This is a genomic window from Seonamhaeicola algicola, from assembly GCF_007997385.1.
GTDB classification, from domain to species: Bacteria; Bacteroidota; Bacteroidia; order Flavobacteriales; family Flavobacteriaceae; genus Seonamhaeicola; species Seonamhaeicola algicola.
The window spans coordinates 416,299-431,536 of the sequence record NZ_VOSC01000012.1 but is presented as its reverse complement, the minus strand read 5'-3'; the positions used below and the strand labels follow the sequence as shown (position 1 = coordinate 431,536).

Sequence of the window (15,238 nt, the reverse complement as noted above, 5' to 3'; positions counted from 1 at the left end):
CTATTCTAAAACGGAATAATCTCCAATACTAATACTAGTAAAATTTCCGTTATATTTTACATTATTGCCAATCATGGCGTTATCTAAATTAGCATTTTTTATAGAAGTATTGGTTTGAATTAAGCTGTTTTTAACAGTTGAATTTTCAATAACCGTACCATTACCTATTGATACATGCGGGCCAACTGTGGTATTTTTTAAAACAACGTTTTCACCAACAAAACAAGGTTCAATAATATTTGAATTTTCTAGTTTTACTGAAGAAGCCACCAATTGTTCTTCACCATCAGATTGTAAAAAGTTAAGCATTTTACCGTTGGTTAGTACTGTAATTTCTTTGTTTCCGCAATCCATCCATTCATCAACGGTACCGATTTTAAATACTTTACCATCGGCCATCATACGTTTAATACCATCATTAATTTGGTATTCGCCACCATTCATAACGTTTTCATCTAAAACTTCTTGTAGTTTATTTTTTAAAACGGCAACATCTTTAAAGTAATAAATACCAATAACAGCTTGATCACTTACAAAGGTTTCAGGTTTTTCAACAAGTTCAACAATTTCGTTATTATTATTAAGTTTTACTACACCGTAAGCTTCGGGGTTTTCAACTTGTTTTGTCCAAATAACACTATCGGCTTCAGTATCTAAATCAAATTCAGCTCTAATTAAAGTATCGGCATAAGCAATTACTGCTGGCCCTGACAATGATGGTTTAGCGCACATAATGGCATGCCCTGTACCAAGAGGTTTATCTTGACGGTAAATAGAGGCTTTGGCACCTAAACCTTTGGCTAAGGCTTCTAAACTTTTTACAACATCATCACCAAACCAAGCCGGATCACCTAATACAAAAGCTACTTCATCAATAGGCTGTTTTAAAACTTTTGCAATATCTTTTACCAAACGGTGCACAATTGGTTGACCTGCAACCGGTATTAATGGTTTTGGTACTGTTAAACTATGTGGTCTTAAACGGGAACCACGACCCGCCATTGGAACTATAATTTTCATGATAAGTTGATTCGGTTATTTGTTTATATGTTTATTCGTTTACTTCGTTCCGGTACTTCCAAAACCTCCTGACCCTCTATCTGTAGAAGATAATTCTTCTACTTCTAACCATTCAGCACGTTCATGTTTGGCTATTACCAATTGTGCAATACGTTCTCCGTTTTCAATGATAAAATCTTCATTTGAAATATTCACTAAAATAACGCCTATTTCGCCTCTATAATCGGCATCTACGGTTCCAGGAGCATTTAGTACTGTAATACCTTTTTTTGCTGCTAAACCGCTTCTTGGGCGCACTTGTGCTTCAAAACCAATAGGTAACTCAATAAATAATCCTGTTTTTACAATGGTTCTTTCTAAAGGTTTTAACGTTATAGATTCATTTATATTTGCTCTTAAATCCATGCCTGCTGAAGCAATGGTTTCATAATGTGGCAAATTATGATTCGATTTATTAATAATTTTTATCTGCATGTTATCTTTTTAATAATTGTTGTATTTGCTTTTTTTCTGAAAACCAAATAACAGTCAAAAATACAATTAACAGAGAAACTCCCACAATATAATTGGTTCTAAATTGATAGAACGACAATGCTGAAAACACTATTGAAAGTGACAAATACAGACTAATTTTTTTGAGGTTATACGGTATTGGGTAATATTTTTTTCCGAAGTAAAAAGATAATAACATCATTATTGCATAAGCTGCCAAAGTAGCAACTGCTGATGCTTTATAGCCATAACTTGGTATAAAAGCAACGTTAATTATTAGTGTTACTAAAGCACCTGCAATAGAAATATAGGCTCCAAATTTGGTTCTATCAGTTATTTTGTACCATACGGATAGGTTATGGTAAATACCTAGGCAAAAACTTGCTAGTAGTAAAACAGGTACTATCCACATAGCCTCCCAATAGGCAGAATCTCCAATAAAAATTACTTTAAGTACATCTGCAAACACTACAACACACAACAAAATTAGAGCGCCTAAAGCCACAAAAAACTCTAAAATTTTAGCATAATTTTTCTGCGGATTTGCAGTTTTTGCATGACTAAAAAAGAACGGTTCAATACCTAACCTATAGGCCGTTGCAAACAATGTCATAAACAAAGCTAATTTATAGCATGCTGAGTACATACCTATTTGTGTTTTGGCTATACTTTGAGGTAATAAATTATTTAGTAAAATTCTATCAAACGTTTCATTTATAGAAAAAGCTACACCTGCAATTAAAATAGGAAATGCGTATTTGAGCATATTTTTCCAAAGTCGCACGTTAAATTTATACTTAATTTTGAAATAAAAAGGTAACATTAAAATTAACGTTATGCCGCTTGCTATTAAATTGGCTATAAAAATGTAATTAACTTCAAAATTGGGCTTATAAATACTTGCAAAGAAATTACTTTTTTCAGCTAAATTTTCTAACCAAAGTAAAAAGAAAAGATTTAAACCAAGATTAATAGCAACATTTAATATTTTAATTAATGCATACCTAATAGGTTTAGCATTAGCACGTAACCATGCAAATGGTATTATTACCAAAGCATCAAATAACAAAATCCATATAACAAGGTTAATGTAATCTACTTTAATATCAACCAAAGTACTTATTTGATTCTGAAATAGAAATGCTAGTACAAAAAATACTAATGAACTTAATATTAAAGATACAGTAGATGTACCAATTACTGTTTTTTTATCGTCTTTATTAAAAAATCTAAAAAAAGCAGTTTCCATACCATAGGCTAAAATAACATTGAATAAAACAAAGTAAGAATATATTAAAGACACAACTCCATAATCTGCTACTGTTTTAAGCACATTAGCATCGGTATGTAGTCTTACCAAAAGAAAACTTAACATTCTTGGAAGCACTGTTGCTAAACCATAAATAAATGTTTGTTTGAATAATGTTTTTAATCCGCCCAAAAAAATGTTCTTTAATATGCCAAAATTACGTTTTTAACATCTGCTAAACAAAGATAAACTATTGTTACATACGTTGGTTTAATGAGCTGTTTGTTTGCCTTTTATTTACAATTATTTTAAAGTATTTAGTTTTATTTCCTTTTTTATAGCTTACTATACACTCATTAGCTTTTAAATTAAACGGAAATGATTCTTTTGTGCTAGTTTTTGGTAATGTATTGCCGTATTCTGCCATAGGTTTGGCACTCATAACAACATCTAAAGGTTTATTATTCTCTGTTTTAAGGGTTGCTTTGTATGTATTATCAGTTAATTTTAATTGTGTTACTTTATTTTGAAAATAAACACTATCTAATTGTATTGCTTTATTGTTTTCAACAATAATATATAGATTAATGCCAGAACCTGTAAATCTTGCTGGGTTTGACCACGTTTTATAATAAGCTTCTTTAATAAGTAATGGCGCTTTATTACTAATATGTTTTGTTGTTGTGCATTGAGAAAAGCTCATTATTGTTATTGTAATTAAAATAAAACTTAATATATATTTTAGTGTTTTCATGATGCATGAGTTATATGTTTAAATATAATAATTACAAAATGGATGCCATAAAAAAAGCCCTACCAAATTTGGTAAGGCTCTTTATACTGTGTGTATTCCTGCTTTGGCTTTGGCTTCATTCAGCGACCGCTACAAGAATGATAAATTATTAATTATTCAAAGCTTCTGCACCACCAACAATTTCTAATATTTCATTAGTAATTGCAGCCTGACGCGCTTTGTTATATGTTAACTTAAGTTGATCTCTTAATTCTGTTGCGTTATCAGTTGCCTTGTGCATAGCAGTCATACGTGCACCATGTTCACTTGCAAAAGAATCTCTAATACCTTTGTATAGTTGAGTTTTTAAAGACTTTGGAATTAACTCTTCAACAATTTCAACTTTTGAAGGTTCAAATACGTAATCTAAATTAGTGTTTGCATCAGCTTCAGAAACCACAGGCACTATTGGTAAAAACTGTTCTGTAGTTACAATTTGTGTAGCTGCATTTTTAAATCTGTTATAAACTATTTCAATTTTATCAAATTGGCCTTCAACAAATTTATCCATTAAAGTTTGTGCAATTTCAGCAACATTATCAAAAGTTAAATCTTCAAAAACAGTACTATGATTAGCTATTATTTTATTCGATTTTTTAAATGCATCATTAGCTTTTTTACCAACTGCAATGTATGAAACCTCTTGGTTTGCGTAAGTTTCATTAGTTAATCTTGTAACTTCTTTTACAATATTTGAATTAAAAGCACCACATAAACCTCTGTTTGATGTTATAGCTACAATAAGTACTTTTTTAACATCGCGTTGTTCAGCAAATTTGCTTCCAGAATCTGCATCTAAAGTAGCGCTTAAGCTTTGTAAAAGTTCTGTTAACTTATCAGAATAAGGACGCATTGCTGTAATAGCATCTTGAGCTTTCTTTAACTTTGCAGCCGATACCATTTTCATGGCACTGGTTATCTGCATTGTTGAAGATACCGATGATATTCTGTTACGTATTTCTTTAAGATTTGCCATATTTTCCGCTCCCAACCTTTCCTTTGGAAAGGTATTGATTAGTTAAAATATTAAATAAACCTCTTTTAATATCTCCCCTAAGGGGAAATTAAGAGGGGATTAAGCTTTATATTTTCCTGATAAATCTTTAGCCACAGCTGTTAAAGTATCTGTAACTTCATCAGTTAATTTACCTGCTTTTAAAGTATCTAAAACGTTTCTATGTTTTGTGTTTAAGAATTCAATATAATCTCTTTCAAATTCTTTTACTTTTTCAACAGGAACATCTTTTAATAGGTTTTTTGAACCAGCATAAATAATAGCTACCTGATCTTCAACTGTAAACGGATCGTTTTGCGCTTGCTTTAAGATCTCTACGTTACGTTTACCTTTTTCAATTACGTTTAATGTAGCAGCATCTAAATCTGAACCAAACTTAGCAAACGCTTCTAACTCACGGAACTGTGCTTGATCTAACTTTAAAGTACCTGATACTTTTTTCATTGATTTAATTTGAGCAGAACCACCAACACGAGATACAGAGATACCTACGTTAATTGCAGGACGCACACCCGAGTTGAATAAATCAGACTCTAAGAATATTTGTCCGTCAGTAATAGAAATTACGTTTGTTGGAATATATGCTGATACGTCTCCCGCTTGTGTTTCAATAATTGGTAAAGCTGTTAAAGAACCGCCACCTTTTACAATTGGTTTTAAAGACTCTGGTAAGTCGTTCATGTTTTTAGCAATTTCATCATCAGCAATTACTTTTGCAGCACGCTCTAATAAACGCGAGTGTAAGTAGAAAACGTCACCTGGATAGGCCTCGCGTCCTGGTGGACGACGTAATAATAAAGACACCTCACGGTATGCAACGGCTTGTTTTGATAAATCATCATAAACAATTAAAGCTGGCCTACCAGTATCTCTAAAATACTCACCAATTGCAGCACCTGCAAACGGCGCATATACTTGCATTGGAGCAGGATCTGATGCGTTAGCCGCAACAATTACTGTGTAAGCTAAGGCTCCTTTTTCTTCTAATGTTTTTGCAATACCTGCTACTGTAGATGCTTTTTGACCTACGGCAACATATACACAGAATACAGGCTCACCTGCATCATAAAATTCTTTTTGATTTAAGATGGTATCAATACAAACTGTAGTTTTACCCGTTTGTCTATCTCCAATTACCAACTCACGTTGCCCTCTACCTACAGGAATCATAGCATCAATAGATTTGATACCTGTTTGCATTGGCTCATCAACTGGCTGACGGTAAATAACACCTGGAGCTTTACGCTCTAAAGGCATTTCGTAAAGGTCTCCACCAATAGGGCCTTTACCATCAATTGGGTTACCTAATGTATCAACAACACGTCCTACCATTTCTTCTCCTACTTTAATAGAAGCAATTCTTTCAGTACGTTTTACTGTTGCTCCTTCTTTAATTTCTTTAGAAGGACCTAATAATACTACACCAACGTTGTCTTCTTCAAGGTTTAATACAATACCTTCAAGACCATCTTCAAACTCTACTAACTCGCCATATTGCGCATTAGATAATCCGTAAACACGTGCAATACCATCACCAACAGTTAACACAGTTCCTACTTCTTCTAATGAAGCAGATGCTTCAAATCCTGCTAGTTGTTGCTTTAAGATTGCTGATACTTCAGCTGGTTTTACTTCTGCCATCTTTTTATTTATTTTAACCCTTTGACGTTGCTATGGGCAAGTTTAATTTAATGTAAATTCTCTTTTTAATTTGTTTAATTTGTTTAGTACACTAGCATTAAATTGCTTGTCTCCTATACGTAATATAAAACCACCAATAATGTTTTCATCTACAATGTTTTCTACTTCAACAGCTTTACTGGTAAGTTCTTTAATTTTTGCTAATACTTTTATTTCAAGATCTTTAGTCATTGGTACAGCCGTTGTTACTTGTGCAACTTCTTTACCATTTAACTCATCAAATAATAATGTATATTTTTGAGCTACGCTTTCTAAAATATCAATACGTTTATTAGCTATTAATATGTTAAATAACTCAGAGCTAATGTTATTTATGCCTGAGAAAATTTGAGTTAAAGCAGCTTTTTTAACTTCTGATTTTATTACTGAACTTTTAAGTACAAGGCTTAACTCTTCATTTTCTGAAATGGTTTTTGCTATAGCAACCATATCATTGTTTACAGCATCGGCTGCTTTTTGATCGGTAGCTAAACTAAGTGCCGCTTTTGCGTATCTTACTGCTGCTCTAGACATATCTTATTTTAAACTCTTTCCTTTAGAAAAGAACTTTGTTTTTAATTAATAATTAGTTTAAAGTTGCTTCACCTAACATAGACTCTACTAATTTTACTTGCTTGTCTTTGTTAGATAATTCTTCGCGCACTACTTTTTCAGCTATTTCTATTGATAAGTTTGCTACTTGAGATTTTAATTCTGAAATAGCCGCTTTCTTTTCTGTTTCAATAGTAGCTTGTGCTTGCTCCATTAATTTTGCAGCTGCAGCATTAGCTTCTTCTTTAGCGTCTTCAATCATTTTATTTTTCATCTCACGTGCTTCTTTAAGCATTTCGTCACGCTCTGCTCTAGCTTCATTTAATAACCTTTGGTTATCTGCTTGAAGATTTTGCATTTCTTTTCTAGCATTATCAGCTTCATCTAATGCATTTTGTATACCTTCTTCACGCTCATTTAATGAGTTCAAAATAGGTTTCCAAGCAAATTTGAACATTAGAAAAAGTATAATTCCTAAAATTAAAACTTGCATAAAAAATAAGCCTGGTGAAAAATCGTTTAATAACTGCTCCATTATCTATGAATTAAATCTTTACTTTTTTGTGTTGTTTAATTTTTTAAACACTTCCTGCAACCAACCGTTGCAGGAAATTGTTTGTTGTTTTGCTTACCGAAAAATTATTTTCCTAAGATTAAAGCACCGAATGCTAAACCTTCTAATAATGCTCCGATGATGATCATCGCTGTTTGGATTTTACCAGCAGCCTCTGGTTGACGAGCAATACCTTCCATTGCTTTACCACCAATTTGACCTAAACCGATACCTCCACCGATTACTATTAATCCTGCTCCAATTAAATTGTACATACTAATTGATTTATATAATTAAACAAATTCTTATTAAAAATTAATGCGCATGCTCATGGTCATGCTCTTCTACTGCCATACCAATAAATAGTGCTGATAGCATTGTAAAAATAAACGCTTGTAAAAAGGCAACTAAAATTTCTATAACAGATATAAATAATGTTAACAATAAAGACATACCTGTTGATGCTACTGGCCCAAACTGGTTTTTTAAAGTTATCATTAATGCTATTAAGCTCATTACAACAAAGTGACCCGCTGTTATATTTGCAAACAAACGCACTAATAATGAAAATGGCTTAATTAAAACAAAACCAACAAGCTCAATTAAGGCTAATACTGGTCTTAATATTTTTGGCACACCAGGCATCCATAGTGTGTGCGCCCAAAAGTCTTTACTTCCGTTAGTTAAATAAATTACAGCTGTAAATATTGCTAAACATGCTGTTACTGCAATTTGCCCTGTAACATTAAAACCAAGTGGTGTTAACCCTAATAAGTTTAATATCCAAATGAAAAAGAATACTGTTAACAAATAAGGCATGAATTTTTTATACTTTTTCTCACCAATGTTTGGTCTTGCAATATCATCTCTAACATACAATACTAATGGCTCTAACAAACGCCCTACACCTGTTGGTATAGCACCTTTTTTGTAACCTCTAGCTAATGAACTAAACCCAAGCAACATTAACAAGCCCGCTAACAACATACCAAATACACTTTTAGTTATAGAAAAATCTAAAACTTTGTGTGCATTTGTTGCATGATGATGAGCATCAAAAACAACGTGGTCTGCACCTTCATTTAATTCATAAATTTTACTGTGAATTTTAACCAATTTTACATCACCTTTTTCAACAATAACATGGCCGTCATCATTATGATGAAATTCTGAAGACATGAACGTTTTCAAGCCTTTGCTTGTCCAAACAATTACCGGTAACGGAAAACCAACATGCTTACGCTCACCTGCATCATTTGTATATGAATACAATGCAAAGTCATGCGAATCTGCTAAGTGATGTTTAATATAAGCGTTAATGGATTCTGGTGTGTTTACCTGTCCTTCTTTTGTGTCTGTTGAGCCACCTGAAGCAGCAAAACATGTTAATGAAGAAAATACTACAGCTAGTATTGTAAAAAATTTGATAGATTTTGTTGCTATCATCATACCTTTAGTTATGGTCCTTAAATTTTTCGTGCAAAGGTACACAATTAATTATAACTACAAACCCTTTTTAATCTTTGTTTTTTTTTGGTTTATTTTTTCTGAATCTATTTGTTATTTAATAGTTTAGAAATAGCAACTGTTTCGGCAATTAAAAAAAGAAATAACGGAATTACTAATGAAAATCTTTCGGGCTTGGTTAAAGGCTCATTGGTAAATATAGTAGACTGAAAAATAAGTACAAAAAAACCTATTTTTAAAAATATTGATGCTAAAAATGCGTAACCTGCTTGGTTTGGTAGTTTTGCTGATACAACTTCAACAATACTATACACAAAAATGGCAGATACCGCATAGTATAAATACACCTTAAGTAATGAAAACACTAAAGCAATTTCATTGGCATTTAACACATAACTATGTATAAAGTAAAAAGCAATAAATAGCACTACTATGGCTAAAGCAAAAAATGCTACACGCTTAATCATTATTTTTATTTGATATTTTGGTTACTTGAATTATTACAGATATCATGGCAAAAAAAACTGCCACAAGTGTAACTATTTTTGTGTATAATGCGTTGTTATTTGGAAATTTAACATCTAACCAGCCACCTAATTTTGAGCCTAAATAAATTGTTAAGCCCATTTGAATGGCCATTGTGGTAAACCTTAAATATACATTAAGCTGTTTTTTCGGTTTTGGATTTTTGTCCACCGTTCATATCTTTAACCGTTCCTTTCATTGCACAGGTTACGTTAAATGTAGCGCCTGGTTCTACGGCTAGTTTTCCTGCAATAACTTCGCCTTCAATAAGTGCTGTAGATTTTAATGTTAACGTACCAGACAATGCTAATTTACCAGAAAATTTCCCTTCAAAATAAGCATCAGTACCTTGCAATGTACCTTTAATAAAACCTGCTTTACCAACTACTATTTTACCTGTAGTTTTAATATTACCCTCAATAAGGCCGTCAATTCTAAAATCTCCTTCACTGCTTAAATCACCAACTATTTTTGTGCCTTGAGCAATAATATTTTGACTAGATGTGCTTTCTACCATTTTATTTTTTTTATTTTCTGAAAACATAAAACTGCATTTAGTTATTATATACGCTTAAATAAGTATTTAAGTTTTTATGAATTTGTATTATTTGATAATTTGCTGATGCCATAGCAATATAAGGTTGTTTTATTTTTTTAGCATCTTCTTTAGTTAATAACTGATTAAATGTTTTGGCTACTTGCCCGTTTTTTAAACCATGAACCACTACAAAAGTTGTATTAGAGTTATAAACATCAATTGACGATGTTAGTTTGTAATACTTAATATTTTTAAGCACCTCATTTAAGGTTTTTTGAAATGTTTGCACCGTTTGGGGTGTACTATTTTCAAATTTAAAAATAACTTTGTAATGGCCAGATAAATTGTTTGTTTCATCAACAAACGCTTTATTTTCTATTTTGGGCAACACGTTGCTTTCAATATCTTGCGCGTGTAAACCTTCGGGCGTATTAGCATAGGTTACTGCTATGTAATTAATAGCTTTTTTATAGGCTTCATAACCGTTAAGCCTACCTAAAGCAGTTGCTTTTAAAAGCTCAAACTTTGGCACAATAGCATCGCCATCATATAAATTAATATATTCTTCGGCTTTTGAAATTACGGTTGCATACGCTTGGTTTCCATGCTTTTCATATAAACTTTCGTATAAACTTTCTGGACTGTTTTTATCTTTTTCTGACAGTAAATCAGGATTCATTAAAATAGTTGCGTATCTAGATTCTGGATATTTTGTAATAATATCGTTTTTAGCAATTTCGGCTTCGTCATGTTCACCTAAAGCTTCATAAATTTTATATAAATTATATTTTGAAGGAAGCACCAAACGCTCTTCAGGATTACTTTGTAACAGGTTTTGAAACTTACTTTTTGCCAGTTCAAACTCTTTAAATTTTTCCTTGTAAATTAAACCTAGTTGGTAGTATGCATAATTGCGTTCTTTTGAAATACTATCTATTTCTTTAGCTTCTGAAGGTATTTGTGATACATAAAACTCTGGATTGTAACGCGCCTCATCAGTTGTTGCTACCAACGCATTATTACCAGCGGTTGTATTTATAGCACCGCCTGCACCACTTTTGTTAGACCAACGCCAATTGTCTTCTAAAGCCCTGTTACCCCAAATTTTTACAAACTCATTTTTACCAAAAGCTACCGTTGTTGGGTTATAAAAATAAAAAATAGCGGCTTGCCCTGGCAATCCACCTGGACCACTTGGGCGAATACTATTGTTTGAAGTAATTAAACCACTATTACGTTGTAAGGCTTCTTGTTTTTCAAGCGCTTCTTTTTCGGCTTCGGCTTGTTGTTTTAATGTTTCAATGTAAGCTTCAAAATAAGCCGTTTTTTCGGCAGCTGTTAAGTTTACCAAATGTAAAATACTATCGTTTACTTGTGCAATGGCTTCGTAGTGAATAACATCATCTAAATTATCTCTTTTACGTTTAATTACACGGTATGGTTTAGAGTTTAAAACCAAATTAGCCATGGTACTATCATAATACAAACCAGCATCTTTATATAAAGATTTTTCAAAATGCATATCGCCTAATATTTGATAATTTCTGGCGTTTAATATTTTATCTTTTGATTTTTCTTGCAATGACTTATTGAAATATTTTGATGCAATAGAATCTGATTGATGTTGTAAATGAAACGCTCCTATTTGATGATATATTTTATCTAGAAACGGCCTGTTTTCTCTGTTTTTTTCTAAATCTGAAAGCAATTCTAAGGTCTCAAATTTATTATCGGTTTCAGCATTAAAGTTTTTAACTTTTTCTAAGTGTGCCGAAATCATGTAAATTCTGGGTGTTCTTCGGTTAAGCTCAATAACTTTATTGAAAGCTATGTTTGCGCTATCTTTATAACCTAACTGATTGTATAATTGCCCCTGAATAAACCTATAACGGCCACGTTCATCATTACTTTTTGTGGCATTGGCAGCAATTTCAAGTTGCGTTATGGCACTATCTACAGATTTTGTGTTTATATAAGCCTGCGCTAACATTGATGTAGCATCGGCTAAATCTTGCCCTTCTAAATCTTCTTGATATAGCAAACGCTTTAGATTTGTTATGGCAAGTTCATTATTATCTAACCTAATGTTTGTTTTTTCTCTCCAAACTTTGGCTTGGTTTATTTTATCACTGGCAGGATATTTATATAATATGTAATTAAAAGCCTCTAGTGCAGGTATAAAACGCTGATCAAAATAACGTGCTTTACCTAAAAGTAAATATGCCTCATCCATTTGTGGGTTTTTTTCTTTACCCTCAATGTTCATGCTATGCTTTTGTATGGCTTTTACCGCTTTTTCTTCGGCTCTTGTAAAGTCTTGATTTTTTGATTGCCCTGGCAAAATAACCTCATCAGATATTTGCATACGCTCAATGGGCAGTACATTCCAATAATCATCAAAATAACCTTGATTTAAACTATTTCTACCTTGCTCTAAAGCATTGTACCCATTATAAAGCGCATTAAACTCTGCCGTTACAGCATGAAAGTTTCTACTAATAAATTTGTCTTTTTTTCTGGAGCAACTTACTATTAAAAAAACCGCTAGAAAAAAGACAGATGTAACTTTATAAGATGTGTTCACCGTTGGTTATTTTAGTCTAAATACATAACTAATTTACATAGCTATTATTATATGATAGACGTAAAAATAAACATCTTTTCTAATAAACCTATAAATAATACTAAAGTTCTAGCCCGCAAAGTGTGCTTCTAGTTCTTTTAGGGTAGCTTCACTGGTTTGTATGTCTTTTACAATTTGGCCTTTTTCTAACACCACTATACGCTCGCAAACATCGGTAACATGTAGTAAATCATGACTAGAAATTAATACAGTCACACCTTTTGTTTCGGCTAAATTTTTAACAATGCCTTTTAAGCGTATTTGTGTTGTAGGATCTAGGTTTGCAAAAGGTTCATCTAAAATAATTACTTCAGGATTTCCTATTAAAGCAGCTACTATTCCTGCTTTTTTTTGGTTTCCTTTACTTAAATCTCTTAAATATTTTTTTTGCCCTAAAATTTCGCCGTGAAAGAAATCTTCATACTGAGCCACCAATGCATCTACATCTGCTTTGTTTTGCCCTCTTAATTCGCCTATAAAGTAAAAATACTCTTCAGGTGTTAAATAGCCAATTAAAAAGCTTTCATCAATAAACGCCGATGTAAAAGGTTTCCAGTCTTCGCTTTTATCAACTTGCATATTATTGTTTATAATATGCCCTGTTGTTGGTTGTATTAAATCTAGCAGCAAACTAAAATACGTGGTTTTACCTGCACCGTTATTACCTACAAGACCAAAACTTTGACCTTTGGGTATTTCTAAAGTTTCAATATTTAAAACCTGTTTATTATTATATTTTTTTGAAAGGTTTGATGTAGTTATCATAGTTAGTTTGTATTAACTTTCTTGATTAAATGCAGCAATCATTTGGTATTTTGATGCTGTATATTTTTTTGTAATAAGTTTCATTAATTTTGGGTGTAGCACAATGCCAATTATACCCATAACACCAATAACAGTGCAAGCAACTTCAAAATTTATTAGAAAACAAATAAGTGCAAATAAACCCAATGGCAAAAGCAATAATGGTATACCAATAAGCCATTGTACTGCACCTGTGCCTTGGTAATTAAACGCTGCCTTTTGATCTAAATTTATTTTTTTCCTATTAAAAGAACCTCCCCACATTATTACATGCGTATTAACCCCAATGTTATAAATAGCCGCCACAAAATGCGCTATTAAAACCTTATACCCAAAGTAAACATAGGGTATGCCTAATACAAAAAGTGCTACAACACTAAAAGCCATTAAAGTAAATTTAGATTTTAAGTATTGTTCATATTTAATATTTTGGCTCATTAACAATTTGTAATAACCGCTATCCCAGGCGGGAATAAACTGCCCAAAACTTATTAAAAATATACCTGTAGAAAATACACCAATAAGCATAAAAAACCACGTGGCGTTTTGATATACTGGCTGCGGATAAAAGAACAAACCATATAACAAGCCCATAACCAAAATCCAAACAGATGATTTTGTGCGTTTATTACGCAAAATCATTTTTAAATCTAATTGAAGAAAAGGCGCAATATCACCAAAATTTTTAGTCCACTCTAAATTTGCAGCATTTACTTCTTTTATTTTTTCTTTTAAACCGCTATCTAAAAATAATTTTTTGTGAAGCAAATTAAAGTTAATACCATACACTACGCCTAAAATTACAACGGGTGTTATTAGGTATAGTGGATTGTGAGCAATACCCATTACTGCAGATGACAGTAAGCTTGATAAGTTAATAATATTAAAATGATTTAAGCCAAAAAGTACACCTGTTAATATTATTATGGGTAAAAAAGACAGTTCGGTTTGTGCCGATAAACTTTCTAAAATAAAATTTAAAAAATTGTTTATTAAAATAACAAGTATAAGTACTAACCACCAAACAATAACAGTTTGCACACTTTCATTTCCATTAATCATTAATGTTATACCAAAAGGAATTATGGTTAATAATGGCAAAAAATTAGCAAATGATACTATAGACTTTTTTAAAACATAGTTTACAATACTGCTGCGTTTTATTGGTGTTGTTAGCAACGGCTTAACGCTCATTACAGGCAACTTTTGGAAAAAGAACCTAAAGAGTAAATCGGCTAAAATCCAGAAAAATATAAAACTATTAAATGCTACAAACGGACTTATATTTGGGTGTGTTTTACCAAGAATTTTAATCATGAAAAAACCAGCAAACGAAAATATAATTGCAAAATACAACAAGAAAAAACCCATGAGTATTTTTATAGCAATACTTTTACCTAAAGTAGCCGACCTAAAAAATGCCTTCCACTCTAAGTTTAAAAAATGTTTTATCATAGCTTAATTATATTTTTGTGCAATAGCTTGTAAATCCATTCCCCATGATTGCCCAACCATCATAGCTTTTTGTGTTAAGCCCAATTGCTTTTCGGCAAGTTTTTTACCCAATTTGGTATTGTAAAATGCGGTTAGTTCTTGTATGTCTTCTTTAGTAAACTCTTGCATGTATAAATCGGCTAATTTTTCATATAAACCACCTAAAGTTGCAGTAGCTTCTTTGGTATAATCGGCCTTTTTATCATCACTAACCATTACACCTATTTGGCTAATAGCGTTTTCAAAGGCTGCACCAGCACCTGTTAGTTTTATAAACTCTATAGTTTCGTTTTTAAAAGTTGTAGTATCTTGGGCATTAACGTGAATTGATAATGCTAAAAAAAACAGGCAAATAAAAATAGATTTTTTCATGAGTATTATATGTTAAAATGTTAGATGTATAAGGTTAGTAAGTCTTTTTTAGTAATTGTTA

Annotated in this window: 17 protein-coding genes; all 17 read right to left on the bottom strand. The window is 31.9% G+C overall.

Annotated features, from left to right (window positions below):
- The 17 genes from FUA26_RS04355 to FUA26_RS04275 all read right to left on the bottom strand — a co-directional run bounded on the left by FUA26_RS04355 (nucleotide 1) and on the right by FUA26_RS04275 (nucleotide 15,177).
- Nucleotides 1-1,020 carry a sugar phosphate nucleotidyltransferase gene (locus FUA26_RS04355; RefSeq protein WP_147132057.1) on the bottom strand — a complete coding sequence of 340 codons (1,020 nt, stop codon included), beginning with the start codon at nucleotides 1,018-1,020 and terminating at the stop codon, nucleotides 1-3.
- 39 nt (nucleotides 1,021-1,059) lie between these two features.
- Entirely contained in the window at nucleotides 1,060-1,494 is a 435-nt protein-coding gene (gene dut / locus FUA26_RS04350) for a dUTP diphosphatase (RefSeq protein WP_147132054.1), read from the bottom strand.
- A 1-nt stretch (nucleotide 1,495) separates the two neighbouring features.
- On the bottom strand, nucleotides 1,496-2,953 hold the full coding sequence (locus FUA26_RS04345; protein WP_147132051.1) for a lipopolysaccharide biosynthesis protein: 1,458 nt from the start codon (nucleotides 2,951-2,953) through the stop codon (nucleotides 1,496-1,498).
- 64 nt (nucleotides 2,954-3,017) lie between these two features.
- Nucleotides 3,018-3,515: a hypothetical protein gene (locus tag FUA26_RS04340; RefSeq protein WP_147132048.1), complete on the bottom strand. Its 498-nt coding sequence runs from the start codon at nucleotides 3,513-3,515 to the stop codon at nucleotides 3,018-3,020.
- A gap of 148 nt (nucleotides 3,516-3,663) precedes the next feature.
- Complete coding sequence (gene atpG / locus FUA26_RS04335; protein ID WP_147132045.1) at nucleotides 3,664-4,530, bottom strand: ATP synthase F1 subunit gamma; 867 nt, start codon at nucleotides 4,528-4,530, stop codon at nucleotides 3,664-3,666.
- 99 nt (nucleotides 4,531-4,629) lie between these two features.
- A complete protein-coding gene (gene atpA, locus FUA26_RS04330) occupies nucleotides 4,630-6,210 on the bottom strand; it encodes a F0F1 ATP synthase subunit alpha (protein WP_147132042.1) in 1,581 nt (526 codons plus the stop codon).
- Nucleotides 6,211-6,252: 42 nt separating this feature from the next.
- Entirely contained in the window at nucleotides 6,253-6,783 is a 531-nt protein-coding gene (gene atpH / locus FUA26_RS04325) for an ATP synthase F1 subunit delta (RefSeq protein WP_147132040.1), read from the bottom strand.
- 52 nt (nucleotides 6,784-6,835) lie between these two features.
- Nucleotides 6,836-7,336: a F0F1 ATP synthase subunit B gene (locus tag FUA26_RS04320; protein WP_147132037.1), complete on the bottom strand. Its 501-nt coding sequence runs from the start codon at nucleotides 7,334-7,336 to the stop codon at nucleotides 6,836-6,838.
- A 104-nt stretch (nucleotides 7,337-7,440) separates the two neighbouring features.
- Nucleotides 7,441-7,629, bottom strand: coding sequence for an ATP synthase F0 subunit C (gene atpE, locus FUA26_RS04315; RefSeq protein WP_004569351.1), 189 nt, complete (start codon nucleotides 7,627-7,629; stop codon nucleotides 7,441-7,443).
- A 40-nt stretch (nucleotides 7,630-7,669) separates the two neighbouring features.
- On the bottom strand, nucleotides 7,670-8,803 hold the full coding sequence (gene atpB / locus FUA26_RS04310; protein WP_147132034.1) for a F0F1 ATP synthase subunit A: 1,134 nt from the start codon (nucleotides 8,801-8,803) through the stop codon (nucleotides 7,670-7,672).
- Nucleotides 8,804-8,907: 104 nt separating this feature from the next.
- Nucleotides 8,908-9,288, bottom strand: a complete 381-nt coding sequence (locus FUA26_RS04305) for a DUF6168 family protein (RefSeq protein ID WP_147132031.1) — start codon at nucleotides 9,286-9,288, stop codon at nucleotides 8,908-8,910.
- Nucleotides 9,281-9,517, bottom strand: coding sequence for an AtpZ/AtpI family protein (locus FUA26_RS04300; RefSeq protein WP_262712120.1), 237 nt, complete (start codon nucleotides 9,515-9,517; stop codon nucleotides 9,281-9,283). The genes FUA26_RS04305 and FUA26_RS04300 overlap by 8 nt, the downstream gene beginning before the upstream one ends.
- A complete protein-coding gene (locus tag FUA26_RS04295; RefSeq protein ID WP_147132026.1) occupies nucleotides 9,483-9,890 on the bottom strand; it encodes a bactofilin family protein in 408 nt (135 codons plus the stop codon). The genes FUA26_RS04300 and FUA26_RS04295 overlap by 35 nt, the downstream gene beginning before the upstream one ends.
- Nucleotides 9,891-9,900: 10 nt before the next feature.
- Nucleotides 9,901-12,468 carry a type IX secretion system periplasmic lipoprotein PorW/SprE gene (gene porW / locus FUA26_RS04290; RefSeq protein ID WP_147132024.1) on the bottom strand — a complete coding sequence of 856 codons (2,568 nt, stop codon included), beginning with the start codon at nucleotides 12,466-12,468 and terminating at the stop codon, nucleotides 9,901-9,903.
- Between the two features lie 108 nt (nucleotides 12,469-12,576).
- A complete protein-coding gene (locus tag FUA26_RS04285) occupies nucleotides 12,577-13,272 on the bottom strand; it encodes an ABC transporter ATP-binding protein (protein ID WP_147132022.1) in 696 nt (231 codons plus the stop codon).
- Nucleotides 13,273-13,284: 12 nt separating this feature from the next.
- Nucleotides 13,285-14,766 (bottom strand): DUF5687 family protein, encoded by a 1,482-nt coding sequence (locus FUA26_RS04280; RefSeq protein WP_147132019.1) that lies wholly within the window; start codon nucleotides 14,764-14,766, stop codon nucleotides 13,285-13,287.
- Nucleotides 14,767-14,769: 3 nt separating this feature from the next.
- The gene (locus FUA26_RS04275) at nucleotides 14,770-15,177 is read right to left on the bottom strand and encodes a DUF2059 domain-containing protein (protein ID WP_147132017.1); all 408 of its coding nucleotides are present in this window, start codon (nucleotides 15,175-15,177) and stop codon (nucleotides 14,770-14,772) included.
- Between the last annotated feature and the right edge of the window lie 61 nt (nucleotides 15,178-15,238).